The organism is Serpens gallinarum (assembly GCF_014836765.1).
GTDB lineage: Bacteria > Pseudomonadota > Gammaproteobacteria > Pseudomonadales > Pseudomonadaceae > Serpens > Serpens gallinarum.
This window is the reverse complement of the sequence record NZ_JACSQG010000011.1, coordinates 1-21,908: the sequence shown is the minus strand read 5'-3', so window position 1 is coordinate 21,908 and position 21,908 is coordinate 1. Positions and strand designations below refer to the sequence as shown.

The 21,908-nt window shown below is 60.7% G+C and carries 17 protein-coding genes; 3 read left to right on the top strand and 14 right to left on the bottom strand.

The window, feature by feature from the left end; genetic code table 11:
* Window positions 1-46: 46 nt before the first annotated feature.
* Both hldE and msbA read right to left on the bottom strand, forming a co-directional pair.
* Window positions 47-1,468, bottom strand: coding sequence for a bifunctional D-glycero-beta-D-manno-heptose-7-phosphate kinase/D-glycero-beta-D-manno-heptose 1-phosphate adenylyltransferase HldE (gene hldE, locus H9642_RS15755; RefSeq protein WP_251837421.1), 1,422 nt, complete (start codon window positions 1,466-1,468; stop codon window positions 47-49).
* Between the two features lie 80 nt (window positions 1,469-1,548).
* Entirely contained in the window at window positions 1,549-3,345 is a 1,797-nt protein-coding gene (gene msbA, locus H9642_RS15750; protein ID WP_251837497.1) for a lipid A export permease/ATP-binding protein MsbA, read from the bottom strand.
* Between the two features lie 451 nt (window positions 3,346-3,796).
* On the opposite strand from msbA, the gene H9642_RS15745 reads away from it, so the two are divergent.
* On the top strand, window positions 3,797-3,979 hold the full coding sequence (locus tag H9642_RS15745; protein ID WP_251837420.1) for a hypothetical protein: 183 nt from the start codon (window positions 3,797-3,799) through the stop codon (window positions 3,977-3,979).
* A 61-nt stretch (window positions 3,980-4,040) separates the two neighbouring features.
* Here the strand turns inward: H9642_RS15745 and H9642_RS15740 are convergent, their stop codons facing one another.
* From H9642_RS15740 to glnE, 12 genes are all read right to left on the bottom strand, one after another.
* The gene (locus H9642_RS15740; RefSeq protein ID WP_251837419.1) at window positions 4,041-5,258 is read right to left on the bottom strand and encodes an O-antigen ligase family protein; all 1,218 of its coding nucleotides are present in this window, start codon (window positions 5,256-5,258) and stop codon (window positions 4,041-4,043) included.
* Window positions 5,259-5,270: 12 nt separating this feature from the next.
* A complete protein-coding gene (locus tag H9642_RS15735) occupies window positions 5,271-6,278 on the bottom strand; it encodes a glycosyltransferase family 2 protein (RefSeq protein ID WP_251837418.1) in 1,008 nt (335 codons plus the stop codon).
* Entirely contained in the window at window positions 6,265-7,143 is an 879-nt protein-coding gene (locus H9642_RS15730; RefSeq protein WP_251837417.1) for a glycosyltransferase, read from the bottom strand. The genes H9642_RS15735 and H9642_RS15730 overlap by 14 nt, the downstream gene beginning before the upstream one ends.
* A 10-nt stretch (window positions 7,144-7,153) precedes the next feature.
* Complete coding sequence (locus tag H9642_RS15725; RefSeq protein WP_251837416.1) at window positions 7,154-8,128, bottom strand: glycosyltransferase family protein; 975 nt, start codon at window positions 8,126-8,128, stop codon at window positions 7,154-7,156.
* Complete coding sequence (locus tag H9642_RS15720; RefSeq protein WP_251837496.1) at window positions 8,107-9,042, bottom strand: glycosyltransferase family 2 protein; 936 nt, start codon at window positions 9,040-9,042, stop codon at window positions 8,107-8,109. Before H9642_RS15720 ends, H9642_RS15725 begins: the two co-directional genes overlap by 22 nt.
* Window positions 9,043-9,068: 26 nt before the next feature.
* Window positions 9,069-10,502 carry a lipopolysaccharide kinase InaA family protein gene (locus H9642_RS15715; RefSeq protein ID WP_251837415.1) on the bottom strand — a complete coding sequence of 478 codons (1,434 nt, stop codon included), beginning with the start codon at window positions 10,500-10,502 and terminating at the stop codon, window positions 9,069-9,071.
* Between the two features lie 13 nt (window positions 10,503-10,515).
* On the bottom strand, window positions 10,516-11,331 hold the full coding sequence (rfaP, locus tag H9642_RS15710; RefSeq protein WP_251837414.1) for a lipopolysaccharide core heptose(I) kinase RfaP: 816 nt from the start codon (window positions 11,329-11,331) through the stop codon (window positions 10,516-10,518).
* A gap of 25 nt (window positions 11,332-11,356) precedes the next feature.
* Window positions 11,357-12,475 (bottom strand): glycosyltransferase family 4 protein, encoded by a 1,119-nt coding sequence (locus H9642_RS15705; RefSeq protein ID WP_251837413.1) that lies wholly within the window; start codon window positions 12,473-12,475, stop codon window positions 11,357-11,359.
* Complete coding sequence (waaC, locus tag H9642_RS15700) at window positions 12,475-13,470, bottom strand: lipopolysaccharide heptosyltransferase I (RefSeq protein WP_251837412.1); 996 nt, start codon at window positions 13,468-13,470, stop codon at window positions 12,475-12,477. Before waaC ends, H9642_RS15705 begins: the two co-directional genes overlap by 1 nt.
* Window positions 13,471-14,505 (bottom strand): lipopolysaccharide heptosyltransferase II, encoded by a 1,035-nt coding sequence (gene waaF / locus H9642_RS15695; RefSeq protein WP_251837411.1) that lies wholly within the window; start codon window positions 14,503-14,505, stop codon window positions 13,471-13,473.
* A gap of 85 nt (window positions 14,506-14,590) precedes the next feature.
* On the bottom strand, window positions 14,591-15,514 hold the full coding sequence (locus tag H9642_RS15690) for a branched-chain amino acid transaminase (RefSeq protein ID WP_251837410.1): 924 nt from the start codon (window positions 15,512-15,514) through the stop codon (window positions 14,591-14,593).
* A gap of 45 nt (window positions 15,515-15,559) precedes the next feature.
* The gene (gene glnE, locus H9642_RS15685) at window positions 15,560-18,484 is read right to left on the bottom strand and encodes a bifunctional [glutamate--ammonia ligase]-adenylyl-L-tyrosine phosphorylase/[glutamate--ammonia-ligase] adenylyltransferase (RefSeq protein ID WP_251837409.1); all 2,925 of its coding nucleotides are present in this window, start codon (window positions 18,482-18,484) and stop codon (window positions 15,560-15,562) included.
* A 432-nt stretch (window positions 18,485-18,916) separates the two neighbouring features.
* Here glnE and aceE point away from each other — a divergent pair, with 432 nt between their 5' ends.
* Window positions 18,917-21,565, top strand: coding sequence for a pyruvate dehydrogenase (acetyl-transferring), homodimeric type (gene aceE / locus H9642_RS15680; RefSeq protein ID WP_251837408.1), 2,649 nt, complete (start codon window positions 18,917-18,919; stop codon window positions 21,563-21,565).
* Between the two features lie 11 nt (window positions 21,566-21,576).
* On the top strand, window positions 21,577-21,908 hold a 332-nt coding region (locus tag H9642_RS15675; protein WP_251837407.1), incomplete at its 3' end, for a biotin/lipoyl-containing protein.

Below are 21,908 nucleotides of genomic sequence, written 5' to 3'. Positions count from 1 at the left end.
TATGCGCCTCCCCGCTAGTTACCAACTTCGCGGGAAGACGACTCCATCACTTCTGGCGAATCTTCTCAACAATCGCCGTTGTCGAGCTGTTGGCCACTAACCCCAACACACGCACCTCACCGCCGTAGGTCTTGACGATTTCCGCCCCGACTACGCCTTCAATGCCATAGTCGCCGCCCTTGACCAATACATCCGGCTTAAGCTCCGCAAGCAGGCGTTCAGGGGTGTCTTCGGCGAAGCTGATCACCCAGTCCACCGCGCCGAGACCGGCCAGCACCGCCATGCGCCGATCCACCGTATTGATCGGTCTGCCTGGACCTTTCAAACGGGTGACCGAAGCATCATCGTTGACCGCGACAATCAAGCGGTCGCCTTGCGCGCGGGCCTGCTCCAGATAGGTCACGTGGCCCGCATGCAGGATGTCAAAGCAGCCATTGGTGAAGACGATCTTCTCGCCTTGGGCGCGAGCATCGTCGATTGCCAGTTGCAGTTGCTCCAGCCCCAGCACGCCGCGCTCGGAACCCGCCTCACGCTGAATGGCGCGGCGCAGCTCCGGCGCGCTGATCGCCGCCGTACCGAGCTTGCCGACCACGATCCCCGCAGCCAGATTGGCCAGCCCCACCGCCTGAGGCAATTCTTCACCCGCCGCCAACGCAGCGGCCAGGGTGGAGATCACCGTGTCGCCCGCACCAGTAACATCAAACACCTCGCGTGCCCGGGCCGGAAGATGCAAAGCAGGATGCCCGGAGCGCAACAATGTCATGCCGTGCTCGCCACGGGTGACCAGCAGCGCACCCAAATCCAACTCAGTCATCAGCTGCGCACCCTTGCTGACCAGCTCGGCCTCACCGACACACCGGCCGACAATGGCCTCGAACTCGGCAAAGTTTGGGGTAATCAAGCTAGCGCCGCGATAAATGGAAAAATCCTTGCCCTTGGGATCCGCCAGCACAGGAATCCCGCGCGCGCGCGCGGCCTGGATCAGCGTCTGGTGGTTTTGCAACGCCCCCTTGCCGTAGTCCGAGAGTATCAACACCTTGACCCCGGCCAGCAATTGCTCGACCTGCGCGGCCAAAGCGGCAGTGTCCGTGGCAAAAGGCTCTTCAAAATCCATGCGCAGCAGTTGCTGGCTGCGGCTCATTACGCGCAGCTTGACGATGGTCGGCTGCGTATCAATTTGTTGGAAATGAGTTTCGACCCCCGCCGCTATCAGGCTCTGACCGAGGCTTTGCGCAGCCTCATCCGCGCCAGTGACGCCAACCAGCAGCACGGGCGCACCCAGGGCGGCGATGTTCAGTGCCACGTTGGCCGCACCGCCGGGACGATCTTCTCTATGCTCGACCTTCACCACCGGCACTGGCGCCTCGGGAGAAATACGCGAGGTGCCACCATGCCAGTAACGGTCGAGCATGACATCACCGACCACCAGTACGGGGGCCTGGTCGAAACGGGGCATGGACAGCTGCATGGAAACTCCGGAAGGCGCTGAAAAATGCCGCGAATTCTAACACAGCACGTAGAGAGCCTTGGTCGTTATGCGCACGCCTATTACGACTCCTGGACTCCCGGCTCGTCTTGGAACTGGTGGGAATGCAGCCGCGCGTAATAACCGTTCTGAGCCAATAGCTCGGCATGGCTGCCGCGCTCGACGATTTTCCCCTGATCCATGACCAGGATCAGATCGGCCTTTTCGATAGTAGACAGTCGATGAGCAATCACCAAAGTGGTCCGTCCGCTCATGACCTTATCCAGCGCGGCCTGGATATGGCGCTCGGATTCGGTATCCAGCGCCGAGGTCGCCTCGTCCAGAATCAGGACGGGAGCATTTTTCAGCAACGCGCGGGCTATCGCCAAACGCTGACGCTGACCGCCTGAGAGCAAGACACCGTTTTCTCCCACTTGGGTGTCAAAGCCCTGCGGTAACTGGTCAATGAATTCCTTGGCATAAGCCGCTTCCGCCGCCGCCTCGATCTGTTCACGCGGCGTTCCAGCGAGATCGCCATAGGCGATGTTCTCGGCGACCGAACCGTTGAACAGTGTCACCTGCTGGGTAACCAGAGCAATATGCCGGCGCAGGTTGCACAGCTTGTAGTCTTCGATCGGCACTTCGTCGAGCAGAATCTGACCATCCTCATGCTGGTAAAAGCGTGGAATCAGGTTGGCTAGCGTCGACTTGCCACTGCCGGAGCGGCCCACCAGTGCAATCATCTGCCCAGGCTTGGCAATGAAATTGATATCGCTGAGCACAGGTTTTTCGCTGCCCGCATAGCGGAAATTGAGATGGCGCGCTTCAAGCTGCCCCACCACCCGATCACGCTCAATGCTGCCCAAGTCAGGCTCGGGCAATTCGTCGAGCTGCTCGAAAATACTTTCAGCTCCGGCCAAACCTTTCTGAATCGTCGAGCTCACTTCCGAAAGCTGCCGAATCGGCTTGGGCAGGAGGCCGGCCGCAGTGATATAGGCAACCAGATCGCCAGCCGTCGCATCGCCGCGCAACAACAGAACAAGGAACAGCAAAACCGACATGCCGGTGTATGTCACCAACTGCAAGGTCGGAGTGTAGATCGCATTGGTGCGCGTCATGCGCAACTGACGCTGCGTGTTGTTGGCACTGGCGTCCACGAAGCGTTGGGTTTCGTAAGCCTCACCACCGAAGCTGCGTACTACCCGGTAGCCTTGGATAGTCTCCGAGGCCACATGAGTAACATCGCCCATGGCCACCTGAATGCGCTTGCTCTGCTTACGAAATTTCTTACCAGCACTTCCCACGATCAAAGCGATAACCGGCAGGATGGCCAGCATCACCAAGGTCAGCTTCCAGTTCATCCATAACAGATAGGCAAACAGGAAAATCACCGTCAGCCCTTCGCGAATGATGATTTTAATCGCCTCGGTTGCCGCCCCGGTGACCATAGTCACGTTGTAGGTGATCCGCGAGATCAGGTGCCCGGAGTTGTGTTCGTCAAAGTAGCGGTTGGGCAAGTTCAAAAGACTGCCGAACAACGCCACACGAAGATCGTGGACCAGCCCCAAGGAGACCTTGGCCAGAAAATAGCTTCCAAGGAACGAGCCGATCCCCTGCCAAGCCGCGATCGCCACAATCAGCAGCGGCACCATCTGCAGCAGCTTGAAGTCCTGTAGAAAAGCCACGTTCGGGAACATCGCCGCCTCGGGATTACCCAGACCGTCGACGAAATACTTGAGGATCCCAGCCAGCATCGGCTGGCTGGAGGCGAAGATAATGTAGCCGAGGATGCTCAACGCGAAATAGCCGATGTAGGGCTTTAAGTAACGCAGTAGGCGCAGGTAGATCTTCAGATCGGATTGCCCGGCAGGATCGACCATGGCTTGTTCCTTGGTGGTGGCTAGAGAAAACGGATGCGGATTGTAACAGCGAACGATGGGAGCAGTGGCTAGCCCAAGCGTGGTACTGAGAGCTCGATGAGTAGAAGCCGCCAGCTGGAGCGAGGCTGCATCCCCCACCCACGCACTTAAGCAGTTGTGCAAAATCGCGCATCTGGTTCGAGATCCATTCACCCGCACCCGTAACAGCGCAATCTCCTTTGGCTTACTCTGGCGGACTCTTTCTAATCGATTTTTTTCGGCATTCTTCCGGCCATGCCGCCTGTGGATTGCCCGCCCACGTCCCGCAGGGCAGCGCTTCGCCAGCAACGGCGAGCGCCTGAACGAATGCCAGATCGCGCCCCCCGAGATCAGCGAATGCCTGTGGGTCAACCGCGAGCAGGCCGTCAGCGTCTGCCTCTATTCGCCCCTCACTGGAGGCTCGCTGGACCAGTTGTACCACCAACAACGCCAACAATTCGACGAACTGTTGCCGGCCCTGGCCGAAGTCATTCACAGCCTGCATCGGCGCGGCATCTACTTCCGCTCGCTACACCAGGGCAACATCCTGCAACTGCCCGAAGGCGGCTTCGGCCTGATCAACTTCCTGGACATACGCTTCAAGCGCGACCGCTGAGCAGCCGACTTGCTGCGTCGCAATAAAATCGGAGACTTCCCTTGGCACGCCTGCTGCAGGCCTACGGGCAGCAGCTCGCAGCCCCGCGCCAAACGCTGATGACGCTAGACTGCCCGTGACGGCTCCCCGACCGGGCCCGCAGGTCGATCGCTAGCGCCAGCGCGATTGGCAGCCAAGTCACGAACCAGATGGGCGCAGGCTTTACCCACGGCGCAGTACCTTCCGTCAGCACCACCAGCCCCGAGTATAACCATAGGGTGACAAGCGTACTGCCGAGGCCTGTGTGACGCGCCCGAAACGCTCGCCACCCTGCCCAGAGCCAGAGCCCCGCCCACAGCAACAGACCCAACAGACCGAAACGGATCCCGATGTCGAGGAACATGTTATGTGGGTGGCGGGAGCTGAACTTCAGCACATCGGCCTCAATCCAGTACTCATTTAAACCCAAACCATGCTCCCAGTTCGAGAGCAGCAGGTTGAAACCCTCCCGCCAAAGTTCGGGCCGGTATGACAATCCTCGGTTCAACAGGAAGGTGGGCTTGAGCCATAACACGATTGCAAGCAGCACGATGGAAGCCAAGGCCATTGCATACACGGTGCGATGGCGCGAGATGATACCGCCACCAACGAAGGCCATGGCCAGTGACAGCCAGACCCAGCGGCTCTGGTTGAAATACAAAAACAGGCCATAGCAGGCCAAAGCCAGCAGCACCGCACCCAGCTCCCACAGTTTGCGCTTGCCCATCAGACCGAGCATTGCAGTCAGAATCACCAGCGCGCCGCAGGCTTGCGCGGCCGGAATCACCACCCGCCACAGCCCCATCGACACCACCCGCTCGCCATAGCGGTGGCCCTCGATCCAGTAGAAGTCGATCCACGACCAGCCAGCCCCCAGCCCTCCGAGCACGCCGCACAGCAGCAGGAAGTCGGCAAAGCGCTCCTTCAGGTGCTTGGCGCAGACCACGACGCCCAGCAGGCTGAAAGCTATATAGAAGGGCAGCTTGAGTTCGCGAAGGTCATCCTGTCGTTCGAGCGTCAGCGCCACGACGAGCCAATACCAGACGGACAGCGCCAGATACAACCAGACGAAAGCGCTGGGTACTGGAGGGTACTGCTTTCTCAGCACAAGAAAATGAACGAACGCCGGAACCCAAAGCAACAGGATGATCAGCCGGTGGTAATAAGTGTTGCTGGGCAAAAGCCACGGCCCGCATAGGAAGCAAGCCAGACCGAAGATGGTCAGCCAAGAAAGCCCATTTCCCAGACGTTCTCTACTCATCGAAAACAAACATCACCGCCATAAAGACAAATTTTTAAGCAACACCCGCAGATACGCCGCGAGGAAATTCATTCGCCCAGACTGCTCGGCGATAAGCGACAACGCTCGAAAATCCAGAAGCCCCGCGCAGCGGATACGCTCATGCAGCGCCTTGCGCTGCGCCCTGAGCAAGCGCTTCCGCTCTCGCCGCACCAGACGTTGCAGCGCTTTATCGAGCACCAACTGCAAGCGCTCGTCGCCTTCCTCGCGCAACCTTAGCGCCTCCTGGCGAACCTTTTCGTAGACCCTCCGCTTGTAGTCCGAAAAATCCAGTGTATGGGTAGCGCTGCCTTTGTGTACCCGGGTCAGCGCCAACACCTGCGGGGCATCCAGAAATGCCAGGTGGGCGCCGTGCAGGATGCAGCGCAACCAGTAATCCCAATCCTCGAGCGCACGCATTTGGGTGTCGAAGTCGCCGACCCGGTCGACTATAGATTTGCGCACCATCGCCGCGTGAATAGCCATGTTGTTGCCCCTAAGGAAAACCGGGAGCGCGACATCGTATCGGCCATTGATCACCACCGCCCACTCCTGCCCCGAGGAGAGATCGAACTTGGTGAAGAGGCGACTCTCATCGCCATCCTGAAAATAGCGGAAGCGCGAGTAAGAAATATCGACATACGGGTTATTCTGGAAATGCTCAATATGGGCTGCCAGCTTGTTCGCCGTGAGCAGGTCGTCGGCGTCAAGGAACACCACGTACTCGCCGCGGGCATGGCGAATTCCAGCATTCTTAGCCGCAGAGGTGCCGCCGTTCGGCTGGCGGATATAGACGATCCTCGAATCCTTGCCCAGCAGCTCCGCCGCGACTTTTTCCGTGTCGTCCGTCGAGCCATCGTCGACGATTATGGCTTCCCAGTCCTCCCAGGATTGCGCCTGCAGACTGGCAATCGCCAGCCCCAGAAAGCGCGCGTAATTGTAGCTCGGAATGACCACCGAAACCTTAGGCGCCCCTCCCCGCCCCACGTCAGCCGCGACCATGGAGCATCCTCAGCAGTCCACGCAGCGTTTTCCAGCGCCAGAAACGCGGCGGAATCTCTCGCAACATAGCCCAGGCCAGTTCACGGTCGGTGCGCGCGCACTTGAGCAGCATCGAGTTGCGAAAACGCGCACAGACTTCCGGGTAGGCCGGATGCTCGCTGAAACGGGCATAGGTCTTCAGCACGTTATCCACCATGAAGCGATAGTTTTTGTAGGTATTGCTGCCGTGTACCCGGTACAGCGCCAGAGTTTCACCGAGGACATCGATGAAATAGCCTGCATGGGTGATCTTCAGCTCGATCATCAGGTCCTCGAGGCGCACCTCGGGCTCGAAGCTACCGACCCGCTCCAGGGCCTCCCGGCGAAATAATAGCGTAGGCGCCGGCGCACCCGGCTTGCGCCCGAGGAACACATCCCCGAAGTCCAGCCGCCGCTGCGGCAGACCGCGTGGCTCGCCGCTGGGGTTGCCGTCAGCATCAATGGTCTGAATATCCCCCGCACAGATGCCCACCTCGGGCTTGTCGGCCATATAGGCCACCTGCCTCGCGATGCGCTCCGGCAGCATGACGTCGTCGGAACCAAATGGGGCGATCAGCTCGCCTCGGGCCCGCTCGATGGTCTCGTTCAGCGTTCGAGACAGCCCCTTGTTGGCCTGCACGCGAAAGTCGAAGCCATGGATCTTTTGCAGGGCCTCGATGCGCGCCACACTGTCGTCGCGAGAGCCATCGTCCACCACCAGCAGCTCGATATTCGGGTAGTTCTGCTGCAGCACGCTGAGGATGCTGGCCTCGATATAGGGTGCATGGTTGTATGAGGCGATGATCACGCTGACCAGCGGCTGCGAGGAATCACTCGTGGACGTCATAGATCTTTACTCAGAACGGATTGAGGCGCGCGCGCAACGCACGCCAAATCGAGAGCCGGCCTGCCTCCGGCCAGGGTAGCAACAGTACCTCCAGCAGACGCTCGGCCAACCGTACATGACTCATATGCGCCTCGACGAAACGGCGTCCCTGCTCGGCAATCGCTTCGGCCCGCACCGGATCGCCGCGCAACTCGGCAAAATGCCTGCGCAACTCGTCGAGGTCGGAATACAGCAGCAGGTGGACGCCTTCCTGCAATCCAATGGCCGCCTCCTCGCTACCCTGGCGCCAGGCAAGGAGCACGCAGCCGCAGGCCATTGCCTCGAAATTCTTGGCCATGTACTCGCCCAGGCCTACATCGGCACTAATGAAATAGCGGATGCGGTTCAGCATCTCTCGATAAGGTTTTCCAGGAGGGGTACGCAACAGTTGCAATGAGTCTTCGGCCACTAGCTGATCCAAAAGTCGCTTCCGGTTCCGATAGGCAGTGCTGGCAGTCCTGCCTATAAAACCCAGCTCGATATCCCGTTCCACTTCCTCAAGAAAGATCATCTGTGGGTCATAGCCCTTGGGAATAAAGTGAGTCTTGAAGCCCTCTTCCCTCAATCGCTCCGCGACAGTGGCACCCGTCACAACGATACGTGCATTCGGCAACTTCCTGTAGAAGCTGCTGAAGCGACTGCGCCAGCGGGAAGCTTCCAAATAGTTCTGGCAAGCATCCTCCTCGTAGATCAAGAGGCCGACGAGCCGGCTCAGGAATCGGGTCTGCCGATAGATATTCTTGAAGTGGAGATCGACAAGAATGCGATCGTAAAGGGAAAGATCGACGGCGCGGAGTGTGCAGCTCAGGTCACGCTGAGCGCTCTTGTTGAGGATTCTCAGATCGAGATCGACTCGTTCGCCCAGGTATTCGTAAACACAAGAAAAGTCGGGCTCTCGCCCGACGGAGCTGAGGGCCAAGACTTTCATCGACTTCTGCACTGCCATAGCTTGGCTGCCTTGCGTGTATAAGACCATTTTAGCAATACACGCCAGTCATTCCGTAACGCTGTACGAAAGTACTCCTTGGCAGCTCCAGCATCACCCGCCAAATAAGCGCTACGAAATAATGACAGGCATCGTTGCACCGTAAATTCCTTTTTCAATATTTGAAATTCCTCGTCCAGCCGTTGCAGTGAGAAAACCTCTTCAACTAACGCAAGGCCTCCAGCCTTCGCATGGGAGAACTGATGACGCAAGCTATCATCATGTTTATTAATAATGGCCATCGGCTTTGCCAAAATCGTGCAATGATAATTAGCCAGTACCTGACTGAAGACCGGAATATCTTCAGCACTGCGAAAATTCTCGGGATAATTACCGCGAGAAAAAACTTCGCGATGCATGGCGCAAGCGCCATTCGATAAAGCAATGCGCTTATCTAATAAATAATCGCGCAAACGCGTTAGAGGGTCAGATGACAGCGCGACGGGCAAGTGCTCACGGTTTTTGCCATTTTCCAAAACCGCACGATGACCACCAATCACCATACGACTTTCGGGATTTTCGAACAGGTGTTGCTTTAAAGCAGACAAAGCTCCTGGCGCCATCTCATCATCGGCATCTAGGAAAATTAGGTACTTCCCTTTAGCTTCATCTATACCGCAATTACGGGCAGACGCTGCGCCGCCATTTTCCTTATGAATCGCTCGAAAACGCCCCCGATGCACAGCCAGTAGTTTTTCTATAACCTCCGGTGTGCTGTCTTTCGAGCCATCGTCAATCACAATCAATTCGACCGGAATCTCGTGCAGCTGCGCCATGACCGACTCAATTGCCCGCGGCAAAGTTTCCGCATAGTTATATGCAGGAATAACAACGCTTATCAGCAGGTCGTTTCCAGACTGATTTTCTACTGCCATATTCACTACCAAAGGCTCTTTGCCATTTAAACGTTTGATATTCGTAACTCAAGCATTTGATGCAGCGCGCTCTCTACTGGCCAATTTCGCAACAACCGCGCCCGATCCTTGCCGAAAGCAGCCTGGAAACTGCCCTCACTCGAATGCTGGCGCACCGCATCCAGGTCAATCATGGCCCACTGGTTCCGGTCCCAAATCAGATTGGTCCCTTTGAGGTCGCCATGGCTGATGCGTTCACGCCGTAAAGCACCCATTAGTCGCTCGAGAGCTTGAAGCTCGGCAACCGGTGGTGACTGGTCCAGATACGGCTGCCAGCGCGTCAGCAAATCCTCACCCGCCATGAATTCGGTCACCAGATAACTGCGGCTGCGCAGTCCGCACCAGCGACGCTCCAGCATTGCCAAGGGTTTTGGCGTGGCAATGCCGAGAAAGCTCAATCGGTGCCCTTCCACCCAGCTGTGCCAGGCTCGGCTCGGGCGCCAGAAGCGCTTCAGCCAATGACCAACACCTTTGATGTTGTAGCGTTTTATCACCAGGGGTCGGCCAGCCACTTCGACCAGCGCTACCGTGGAGCTGCCACCCAGCTTGAGTGCTTTGCCCGCGTTGATGGCTGCGTCAGGGTCGGCTAGCAGTTCCTGCAGCGCTGCTTCCTCTTGGCGACGCACCACCTGCAGGCCCATAGCACCGCGCTGCACACTGAATTCCGTGCAGTCTCGCCCCAGCTTGTGCAGATACTCGCGCAATCGCCCGCGCCGCAAGGTGTTCACTTCCTTGAGCAATGGCTCCAGGGGCAGCGCGTGTTCGCCGTTGACCAGCACGTAATGCACCAGCAACTCTTCGATAAAAGGCTCAAAGCTGGCCGGCAACTGGGCGAAGAACAGACCAAGGTTTTCCAGGACCTTGTTACGCGTCAGCGGTGAACCGGCGTTTTCAGCGCGAATCGCGCCGCCATCAATCAGGAAAAGTTGCCGTTGATGACGTAGCAAGTTGTCCAGGTGCAAGTCGGCTTGCCAAAGTCCTTTGGCATGCAGCCCGGCGATGGCGCCCAAGGCCTCGGCGAGCACAGTCTGCTGACCGTCAGACAAAGGCGGCTCCTGGGCCACTGCCTGCCAGGCATCGCCAAGGCTTTGCGAGCCGTCGAGATACTCGAACAATAGCCAGCCACCCTCTCCCTGCTGCAGGCCGCTGGCTAAAAGCTGTGGCGTGGTTTGCTGCTGTTCGGCCAGTAGCCGCGCACCGGTCAGCTCGCGCTGAAAATGCCGCGTTGCCTTGCCGCCCACCAGTAATTTGGCCAATACCGGCCGGTCGCGCCATTCGCCGAGACCGACATAGCGTTGCCCGGGAATCACCCGCAGCAGGCGGTGCACCTGCAAGGTTTCCGGGCCGGCGCCGTCGGCCAGTTCCAGAGACAGCGGCAATGCCGGGGTGCGGCCGGCACGCGTCAACTCATGCAATTTCAAGGGACGTCTCCGCTCAACCCTGTGCGCCAGGCGCGTATTTACGTTCAAAACGGGCCTGCAGGCGCGCCGCCCTGCGCTCCAGCCAGTCCAGCAGCCGGGCTTCTTCACGCAGAATCTGGCGCAGTGGCTGGCGGAAGTAGAGGCGCAAGAAGCGCAGCTTGTCGCGGCGACTCAGGCCGATGTTCAGCGCCGAGAAGTACAGCCCGGCCAGGTCCTTGTCGCGCCATCGCCGCGGCACCTGCGTGCGCGCCTGGGCACGGTGCAGATCAATCAGCGACAGTCGCAGGCTGTTTGCCGTTACCGGATGATCGGTGTGCAGTAGAAAGTGGCAGATATAACAGTCGCGATGGTTGACCCCGGCGCGATGCATGTCGCCGGTCATCTCCGCGACGCGCTGGATCAGGGCTCGCTTGAGGCGCGGCGGTGGCGCTTGCTGCAACCAATCGGCAGTGAAATCTTCAAGGCTGACCGTAGGCGCCAGCTCCTCGGTGACGATGAAGGAATGCTGAGTCGCAGGATTGGCGCCCCGCTCGCCGAAGGCCACGGCCGTCATGGTGGGTACGCCAGCGTCGGTGAGCCGCTGAATGGCGGTCCATTCCTGACCAGCCCCGATCACGGGGGCTTTCAGGGTGCTGATGTTCTTAAATATCTCGCTCCAGCCAATGCCACGATGAATCTTGACGAAATAGCCACGCCCCTCGACTTCAGTGCGCAGGGTGCGACGACCTTCCAGCTCGCGGTAGATCTGGCCCTGCAGCTTTTCCACTTCGGCGAAAGGATCTTTGCCCTGCCAAAGCGATTTGAAAGGTTCGCTGAGAAACAGTTTCATCAAAACTCCAGCAGGCGGCACGCCCTCACGGCTGCTCCGCCAGAATGATCTCTGCCGCGCGCTGCGGCATGGAATAGATATCGGCGGCTTGTGCCCAGACTAGAGCATTGCGACACCAGGTCGCACGCTGGGTAGAATCGGCCAGCATCTCAGCCAACCACTGATCAAGCTGTTCTTGCCGGAACGGGCTGGGCAGCACCCGCCCTGCCTGCGCTTCGGTGATGTAATGGGCATAGCCGCACACCTCCGTGGTCAACACCGGCAGGCCGGCGACTAGCGCTTCCAGCAGTACGGTACCGGTATTTTCGTTGTAGGCCGGGTGAATCAGCAGGTCGGCGCCAAGCAGGAAGCGCGGTACGTCGCTGCGACCACTGAGAAACTGTACCCGCTCGCCGATGCCCAGCGTCTCGGCCTGCGCTTGAAATGACTTGGGATTGTCCTGGCCGATCACCATCAGCCGAGTACGCTGACGCAGCTCTGCGGGCAGCGCGGCCAGCGCAATCAAGGTGCGATCCAGCCCCTTGGTCTTGAAGCCCGAACCAATCTGCACGACCAGCAACTCATCGTCTGCCAGCCCGAACTCCTTGCGGAAGGCGGTGCGAATCTCGGTGGCATTGGCGGGGGCGCGGCGGTCTTGAGCGATGCCCGGCGGCAGTAGGTGGAAACGCTCGGGCTGGGTGCCGTAATGCTGGATGAACAGCGGTTGCTGTACTTCGGAAATCATCAGGACCTGGGTGCTGGACGCAGGCTCGAACACAGCGCGTTCGGTCGCAGAAAAATGCCGGTAGCGCCCACCTTGGCGATACAGCCAGCTACGGCCCTGGGCTTTGGCCTCGTAGCAGCCATCCGCTGCGTAGTAGACGTCAAGCCCAGGCATCTTGTTGAACCCCACCACGCGATCCACCGGATGGCGAGCCAGGTCAGCATGCACCCACTCGGTGTATTTCTCGTTGCGCCGATGGTTGGAAACCGCCTTGACCGGAACGTAGCGAACGTCAAAGCCCGGCGGAATATCACCTTCCCAGGACAGGCAGTACACGCGGATGGCGTGGCCGCGCTGCTGGCATTCCAGGGCGATGCGCAAAAAATCGCGCTGCAAGCCACCGAACGGGAAGTACTTGTAAAGCAGAAAAGCCAGTTGCATCAGGAGTGCTCTTCCAGCAGCCGTTGCAGTTCGGGATACACACCGGCGGCATTCAGGCCGTCAAAGCAGGACTTTTCCCGATCGCCACTGCCGGCGTTGGGGCCGGTGGCGCACAGGTGTACCTGGCCCTGACCATAGGCACCAACGCGGCCGGGACGGGTGGGACCATAAAGAGAAATGCTGGGCACATCCAGCGCGGCAGCCAGGTGACCGAGACCGGTGTCCACCGCCACACAGGCGCGGGCACCAGCAATGACCCGGGCCACCCCGACAAGGTTCAGCTTGGGCAGCACCTGGGCTTTATCCAAACCGGCGGCGATGCGCTCGGCACGGGCTTTTTCCTGCGCACTGCCCCACGGCAGGCGGATCGCCCAGCCCTCGGCATTCAGACGTTCGGCCAGGGCGCGCCAGTCGGCTTCCGGCCAGTGCTTGCTGGCCCAGGTAGTGCCGTGCAGGAACACCAGATAAGGCTCATCGACCGGCCCAGCCAGCGCAACGCGATCCAGGCCGTAATCACCGGTGCTGACTGGCAGCCGGTAGCCCAGCGCTTGGGCGAACAGCTGGCGGGTGCGCTCCAACGCGTGTTGCTCGCGGGGCACCTGATAGGTACGGTCATAAAAACGACTGGCCAAGGGCTCGCGAGCTGAGTGCCGATCCAGCCCGGCTATCGGTGCGTTGCAGTAACGGGTCAGCCAGGCGCTTTTCAGCAACCCTTGGGCATCGATCACCAGATCGTAGTTACCTTCGCGCAGGCATTGCTGGAACTGCCGCCACTCGCCACTCTTGTAAGTGCGCCACAGGTTCTTGCGCCAGCGGCGAATCGCCACCGGAATCACCCGGTCCACGGCCGGATGCCAGGCGGGGATTTCGGCAAAGCCCTCCTCCACCACCCAGTCGAAGCGAATGCCGGGAATCGCCTTAGCAGCGTCGGTGAGTGCCGGCAGGGTGTGGATGACGTCGCCCAGCGAGGAGGTCTTGATCAGCAGAACCCGCACTCACTGCACCTCAATCGGCTGGGGCAGCAGACGCTCCAGCGCCTCGATCACCGCACGCGGTTTGAGGTCACGCAGGCAGTTGTAATGGCCGAAGCGGCAGGTGCGTTCAAAGCACGGGCTGCAGTCCAGACCAAGACGGACAATTTCCACCTGTTCAGCCAACGGCGGGGTGAATTGCGGAGAAGTCGAACCATACACCGCCACCAACGGGCGGCTCAACGCGGCGGCCACGTGCATTAGCCCGGAATCGTTGGAGACGACAGCCGAAGCGGCTGACAGCAGGTCGATGGCCTCGGCCAGGCTGGTTTCGCCGGCCAGGTTGCTGACTTCTTCGCGCAGGCCCGGAATCAGCCGGTTGCGAATCTCCTCGCCACCCGGATGGTCACTTTTCGAGCCGAACAACCAGACTTGCCAGCCCTCGCGAATCTTCGCTTCAGCCACTTGGGCGTAATGCTCGGCCGGCCAGCGCTTGGCTTCACCGAACTCGGCGCCGGGACACAGCGCCAACACCGGACGGTCCAGGCTCAAGTCGAACTTTTTCAGCGCTGCGGCACGGCTGCTTTCGTCGATTTGCAGGCTGGGGCGCGGATACGGCTGGGGAATCTCGGCACCCGGCTCGAAGGCTAGGGCCATAAAGCGCTCGATCATCAGCGGGTAGCGCTGTTTGTCCAACGTGCGGATGTCGTTGAGCAAGCCATAGCGCATCTCGCCCTTCCAGCCGGTGCGCACGGGAATGCCGGCGAAAAACGGCACCAGGGCCGATTTCAGCGAATTGGGCAGCAGGATCGCCTGATCGTACTGGCCTTTGAGGCTACGGCCGATGGTACGGCGCGTGGCCAGGTCCAGCACGCCGTGGCCGAGCGGAAAGCTCAGGGCGCGACGCACTTCAGGCATGCGTTCGAGAATCGGTCGGCTCCATTCGGGCGCCAGCACGTCGATGCTGCACTCGGGATGGCGCTGTTTGAGACAGGTGAACAGCGTTTGCGCCATTACCATGTCGCCGACCCAACTGGGTCCGATGATCAGAATATTCATAAGAGCAGCTTCAAGCCGCAAGCGTCACGCTGCAAGCCGAAAAGCAATGAATGACTGCTTGTCGCTTGCAGCGTGACGCTTGCTACTATTTGACCAGAGTCCGCCATTCGGCGTGGGCGTCGGTCTGGCCGGTGACCAGGTCGAAATAGGCCTTTTGCAGCTTTTCGGTAACCGGACCACGGCGACCAAGACCGATCTGCCGGCCGTCCACTTCGCGGATCGGGGTCACTTCAGCGGCGGTACCGGTGAAGAAGGCCTCGTCGGCGATGTACACCTCGTCGCGGGTGATGCGCTTCTCGACGATTTCGATACCCTGCTCACGGGCCAGGGTCAGCACGGTGCTGCGGGTGATGCCGTTCAGGCAGGCCGTGACTTCCGGGGTGTAGAGCACGCCGTTCTTGACGATGAAGATGTTCTCACCCGAACCCTCCGCCACATAGCCCTCCGGGTCCAGCAACAGCGCTTCGTCGGCGCCAGCGGAAACCGCTTCCTGCAGAGCCAGCATCGAGTTGACGTAGGAGCCACTGGACTTGGCGCGGGTCATGGTGATGTTGACATGGTGACGGGTAAAGGAACTGGTGCGGATCTTGATGCCGTTGGCCAGGGCTTCCTCGCCCATGTAGGCGCCCCAGTGCCAGGCGGCGACGATCAGGTGCACCTTGAGGTTGTCGGCGCGGATGCCCATGCCTTCGGAGCCGTAGAACGCCAGCGGACGGATGTAGGCGCTGTCCAGCTTGTTTTCACGCACAGCGGCGAAGGTGGCTTCGTTGACCTGATCCTTGGTGAAGGGGATCTTCATGCCCATGATGTGTGCGGAATCGAACAGGCGGTCGGTGTGTGCCTGCAGGCGGAAGATCGCCGTGCCTTGCGGAGTCTTGTAGGCGCGCACGCCTTCGAACACGCCCATGCCGTAGTGCAGGCTGTGGGTCAGCACATGGGTGGTCGCGTTGCGCCATTCGACCAACTCGCCGTCATACCAGATCACGCCATCACGATCAGCCATCGACATCGTTGTCACTCCTCAAGGTTATTCATTGATCCGGGCGGCAGCCCGCTACGCCAACCCCAACTCCAGCCAGATGCGCCGAACCTCGCGACGCAATTCGGCGAACTGATCGCCCGGGACTTTACCGGGCTGTTTCTGCAGGGCCAGCCGGTGCGTCGCAGCGCGGTAAGCCTTGTAAGCCTCCTGCAAGAGCTGGACGTCGGCCGCTGGCAGCAGGTCGGCTGCGCTCAGGCCGTCCAGAATGCGCATATTGTCGGTGTAGCGAATCAGCTGCGGGTAATGGTGCGACCACGCCAGGGCCGCGTATTGCACCATAAATTCGATATCGACGATACCACCGGCATCCTGCTTCAAGTCGAACGGCTGCGTGGCATCGAAGGCATTCTCGCCCAGTCCGGCCTGAGTGGCGTGGGTGCCCAGGTTGCCGCGCATCTTGGCGCGCATCTCACTCACCTCATCGCGCAAGGTTTCCAGGACGCGCGCCTGGCCCAGCACCCGCGCGCGCACCGCTTCAAATCCTTCAGCCACTCGCGGGCTGCCCACCAGCACCCGGGCGCGAATCAGCGCCTGGTGCTCCCACGTCCAGGCTTCGTTTTCCTGGTAACGGGCAAAGGCGCTGAGCGAGCTGACCAGCAGCCCCGAGGCGCCGGACGGGCGCAAGCGCATGTCCACCTCATAGAGCTGGCCAGAGGTGGTGTGGGTGGTCAGCAGATGAATGATGCGCTGCCCCAGCCGGGTAAAGAACGAGGTGCCATCCAAGGGCTTGGGCCCATCCGTATCGGCTTGCGGGTCACCGTCATGGATGAACACGAGATCCAGGTCCGAGCCATGCCCCAGCTCGATGCCACCGACCTTGCCATAACCAACAATGACGAAATCCGGATCGCAGTCGCTGCCGTCAATGCGCTTGGGCGTGCCGTGCCGTGCCACGGTGTCCCGCCAGGCCAGCGCTAGCACCTGATCGAGGATCGCCTCGGCCAGCCAGGTCAGGTAATCGCTGACCTTCATCAGCGGCAAGGTGCCGGCAAACTCCGAAGCAGCCACCCGCAGACTGTGGGCTAACTTGAAATGACGTAGCGCTTCCATCTGCTGCTCAAGGTCGTCCTCGGGAATCCGCGTCAGCCGCTCACGCAATTCGGCGGCCAGCTCCGGAGCCTGGGGCGGGCTGTACAACCGCCCTTCGTTGAGCAGCTCATCGAGCAGCAGCGGGTAGCGAGCGATCTGCTCAGCGATCAGCGGGCTGGCTGAGCACAGCTGCAACAGCCGGGTCAGGGCGCCGGGGTTTTCGGTGAGTAGCACCAGGTACGCAGAACGCCGGGCGACCGCGGCCACCAGTGGCATGACCCGCTCCAGCACCTGGTCCATCTCGTCGTGCTCGACTGTCTGCGCCAACAGGCGCGGCATAAAGGCATCCAGCCGTTCGCGACCCAGGCGCTGCATGCTGCGCACCTGATTGCCATTGCGCAGATCCTGCAGGCGGCGCAGGGCCACGTCCGGCGCTTGGAAGCCGGCCTCGGCCAGTTGCCGCACCGCCATGTCCTCCTCCAGGGTGCCCAGCCACAGCGGCTGCCACTCGCCGCCCACCACCTCGTCTTCGTCTTCGCCATCCGGATCGGCGATCACCTGATGAAAATGCCAGTCGATACGCTCGCGCCAGTGCTGCAGTCGCTCGAGGAAGGCCGTCCAGTTGTCGAAACCCATGATGAAGGCCACCCGTGCCTGCTCGCGCGGGTCGTCCGGCAACATCTGCGTCTGCCGGTCGGCGATGGCCTGCAAGGCATGCTCGGTGTAGCGCAGGAAGCGATAGCCGTCGCGCAGCTCGGCCACCACTGGCGCCGGCAGGTAACCCTGGCCTTCAAGGATGGCTAACACCTTGAGCAACGGGCGCAGTTGCAGACTCAGGTCACGGCCACCGTGAATCAGCTGGAAGGCTTGCGCAATGAACTCCACTTCGCGGATACCGCCAGCGCCTAACTTGATGTTCTCGGCCATGCCCTTGCGGCGCACCTCCTGCTGGATCAGCTGCTTCATGGTGCGCAGCGCCTCGATCGCCGAGAAATCCAGGTAGCGGCGATAGACAAACGGCTGGAGGATTTTCAGCAGCCGAGCCCCTTCGCGCCGATCACCGCCGACCACCCGCGCCTTGATCATCGCATAGCGCTCCCAATCGCGGCCCTGGTCCTGGTAGTACTGCTCCAGCGCGGCAAAGCTGAGCACCAGGCCGCCGCTGGAACCGTAGGGTCGCAGGCGCATGTCGGTGCGGAACACGAAACCGTCCACGGTGATGGCATCCAGTGCCTTGATCAGCTTCTGGCCCAGGCGGGTGAAGAACTCCTGGTTATCCAGCGAGCGCCGGGCGCCCTCGGTCTCGCCCGCTTCGGGGAAGCCGAAAATCAGGTCGATGTCCGAGGACAGATTGAGTTCATGGGCGCCCAGCTTGCCCATTCCCAGGATGATCATCTGCTGCGACGCGCCACTGCGCCGGCCGGTGGGCGTTCCGAACTGTTCGCAGTGACGCGGGTACAGCCACTGGTAGGCCAGATCGATGCAGGCATCGGCCAGGTCGGACAGGTCGCGGCAGGTTTCAGCCAGATCGGCCAGCCGGTTGACGTCGCGCCAGATGATGCGCAGCTGCTGGCGATTGCGAAAGCGGCGCAGCGTACGGGACAGTTCCTCTTCCTGAGTGCAATCAGCCAGCCATGCCTGCAACTGAGTGCGCATCTCGCCGGGGCGCAAGGTGCGCTCCAATTCGCCTGATTCAGCCAGGGCGAGAAAACCTGCCGCGTCACGCGATGCCTGCTCGGCGACAAAATCACTGGCCACACAGGCACGGGCAAAGGCCTGCCAACGCTCCGCCGGCCATCCCTCGGTTCCCTGCCCCAGCTCTTCAGCCTTGGCGAGCAACGCCGCCCGCCCTCGCTCAGCCAGAGGCTCAAGCGCAACGGGGATGGCAACGAGAGAGGGCAGACTCATGGTGGATTCCTTGGCATGAACGCGGGCAATACCGCCAGCAGATAGCGCAAATGGGGGCTTAGTCAATCCTTCCTCTTAAAAAATGTCGCCCTGCGTTCATCTAATGAGTTCGCCCCGGCCGGTGTTCAAGGAGGTCGGCTGCGTGCTCCGGCCGCTGTGCAATGTCTCGGCCCGGTATTGGGACCGGTCCGTGGTCTATTCTTGCCCATCTGAACATGGGCCTGCAGGGATCGCGACGAGACGTTTTTGTAGTTTTACCTACTTTCGTATGTATCGAGACAGGTGATTCTTGCGTCGATATGTAGTAAAACTACAAAACCGAGCTGATCGCTCGGTCTACACAATGAATAAGAGACTGCCGCCCCACAAAGGCGTCAGAGTCACCGCGAGGCGGGCCTATCACGGGTACGCCTTATTGCCCTGGAGCAAGCCATGCAAGACCTCGACCCCATCGAAACCCAGGAATGGCTGGATGCCTTGGAATCCGTCCTCGACCGTGAAGGCGAGGAGCGTGCGAAATACCTCATGACCCGCATGGGTGAACTGGCCTCGCGCACCGGCACCCAGCTGCCCTACGCGATTACCACACCCTACCGCAACACCATTCCGGTCACCCACGAAGCTCGCATGCCCGGCGACCTGTTCATGGAACGCCGCGTACGCTCGATCGTGCGCTGGAACGCACTGGCCATGGTCGCGCGCGCCAACAAGCAGGACTCCAGCCTGGGCGGACACATCTCTACCTTCGCCTCCAGCGCGACCCTGTATGACATCGGCTTCAACTACTTCTTCCAGGCCCCGACCGAAGAACACGGCGGTGACCTGGTCTATTTCCAAGGCCACGCCTCCCCGGGCGTGTACGCCCGCGCCTTCCTCGAAGGGCGCATCACGGAAGACCAACTGAACAACTTCCGCCAGGAAGTCGACGGCAAAGGTCTGTCCTCTTACCCGCACCCGTGGCTGATGCCGGACTTCTGGCAGTTCCCCACCGTGTCCATGGGTCTGGGCCCGATCCAGGCAATCTACCAGGCACGTTTCATGAAGTACCTGGAGAGCCGTGGTTTCATTCCCGCCGGCAAGCAGAAGGTCTGGTGCTTCCTGGGCGACGGCGAGACCGACGAGCCGGAATCCCTCGGCGCCATTTCCCTGGCCGGCCGTGAGAAGCTCGACAACCTGATCTTCGTGATCAACTGCAACCTGCAGCGCCTGGACGGCCCGGTGCGCGGCAACGGCAAGATCATCCAGGAACTGGAAGGCAACTTCCGTGGCGCTGAATGGAACGTCATCAAGGTGATCTGGGGCCGCCTGTGGGACCCGCTGTTTGCCAAGGACACCGACGGCCTGCTGCAGCAGCGCATGGAAGAAGTGGTCGACGGCGACTACCAGAACTACAAGGCCAACAACGGCGCCTTCGTGCGCGAGCACTTCTTCGGTGCGCGTCCAGAGCTGCTGGACATGGTCAGCGACCTCTCCGACGAAGAGGTGTGGAAGCTCAACCGTGGCGGCCACGACCCGTTCAAGGTGTATGCGGCCTACCACGCGGCGGTCAACCATACCGGCCAGCCGACGGTCATCCTGGCCAAGACCATCAAGGGCTACGGCACCGGCTCGGGCGAGGCACAGAACATCGCCCACAACGTGAAGAAGATTGACGTCGAGAGCCTGAAATCCTTCCGCGACCGTTTCGGCGTGCCGATCCCGGACGATCAACTGGAAAACCTGCCGTTCTACAAGCCGGAGCCCGACAGTCCGGAAATGAAATACCTGCTCAAGAGCCGCGAAAAGCTCGGCGGTTTTGTACCGCAGCGCCGCGCCAAGAGCATCAGCATTCCGACTCCGCCCCTGGAGACCCTCAAGGCCATCCTCGACGGCTCAGGCGACCGCGAAATCTCTACCACCATGGCCTTCGTCCGCGTACTGGCCCAGTTGGTCAAGGACAAGGACCTGGGTAGCCGCATCGTGCCCATCGTGCCTGACGAGGCGCGCACCTTCGGCATGGAAGGCATGTTCCGCCAGCTCGGCATCTACTCCTCGGTCGGCCAGCTGTATCAGCCGGTGGATAAAGACCAGGTGATGTTCTACCGCGAGGACAAGAAGGGCCAGATCCTCGAGGAAGGCATCAACGAAGCCGGCGCGATGTCCAGCTGGATCGCCGCCGCCACCGCCTACAGCAACCACAACCAGCCGATGCTGCCGTTCTACATCTTCTACTCGATGTTCGGCTTCCAGCGCATCGGCGACCTGGCCTGGGCGGCCGGCGACAGCCAGGCGCGCGGCTTCCTGATCGGCGGCACCGCCGGGCGCACGACGCTTAACGGCGAAGGTCTGCAGCACCAGGACGGCCACAGCCATATCCTCGCCTCGACCATTCCCAACTGCCGCAGCTATGACCCGACCTATGGCTATGAGCTGGCCGTGATCATCCGCGAAGGCATTCGCCGGATGACCGAGGAGCAGGAAAACATCTTCTATTACCTGACGGTGATGAACGAGGCCTACCAGCAGCCGGCCATGCCTGAGGGCGTGGAAGACGGCATCATCAAGGGCATGTACCTGCTCGAGGAAGACAAGAAGGAAGCCGCACATCACGTGCAACTGCTCGGTTGCGGCACCATCCTGCGTGAAGTGCGCGAGGCGGCGAAGATTCTGCGTGCGGACTACAACATCGGCGCCGATGTGTGGAGCGTCACCAGCTTCAACGAACTGCGCCGCGAAGCCCTGGCCGTGGAACGCCACAACCGCCTGCATCCGGAACAGAAGCCGCAGCAGAGCTATGTCGAACAGTGCCTGTCCGGTCGCCAGGGTCCGGTGATCGCTTCGACCGACTACATGAAGCTGTTCGCCGACCAGATCCGCCAGTGGGTCCCGGTCAAGGAATACAAGGTGCTCGGCACCGACGGTTACGGCCGCAGCGATACGCACCAGAAACTGCGCGACTTCTTCGAAGTGGACCGCAAGTGGGTTGTACTGAGCGCACTGGAGGCTCTGGCCGACCGCGGCGACATTGAGCGCACTGTGGTTGCCGAGGCGATTGCCCGCTTTGGTATCGACACCAACAAGCCCAACCCGCTGGATTGCTGAGGAGCGAAGAAATGAGCGAATTGATTCGTGTCCCTGACATTGGCAGCGGCGAAGGCGAAGTCATCGAACTGTTCGTCAAGGTTGGCGATCGCATCGAGGCCGAACAGAGCCTGCTGACCCTGGAGTCCGACAAGGCCAGCATGGAAATCCCGGCGCCCAAGGCCGGGGTGGTCAAGAGCCTGAAGGTCAAGCTCGGCGACCGCCTGAAAGAAGGCGACGAGCTGTTGGAATTGGACGTCGAGGGTGACGAAAACGTCGCCCCGGCCGTAGAAGCCAAGCCTGCGGAAGCGGCGGCCGAGGCTCCGAAAGCCGAGGCCCCCGCCCCCCCCGCCCCGGCTGCGGC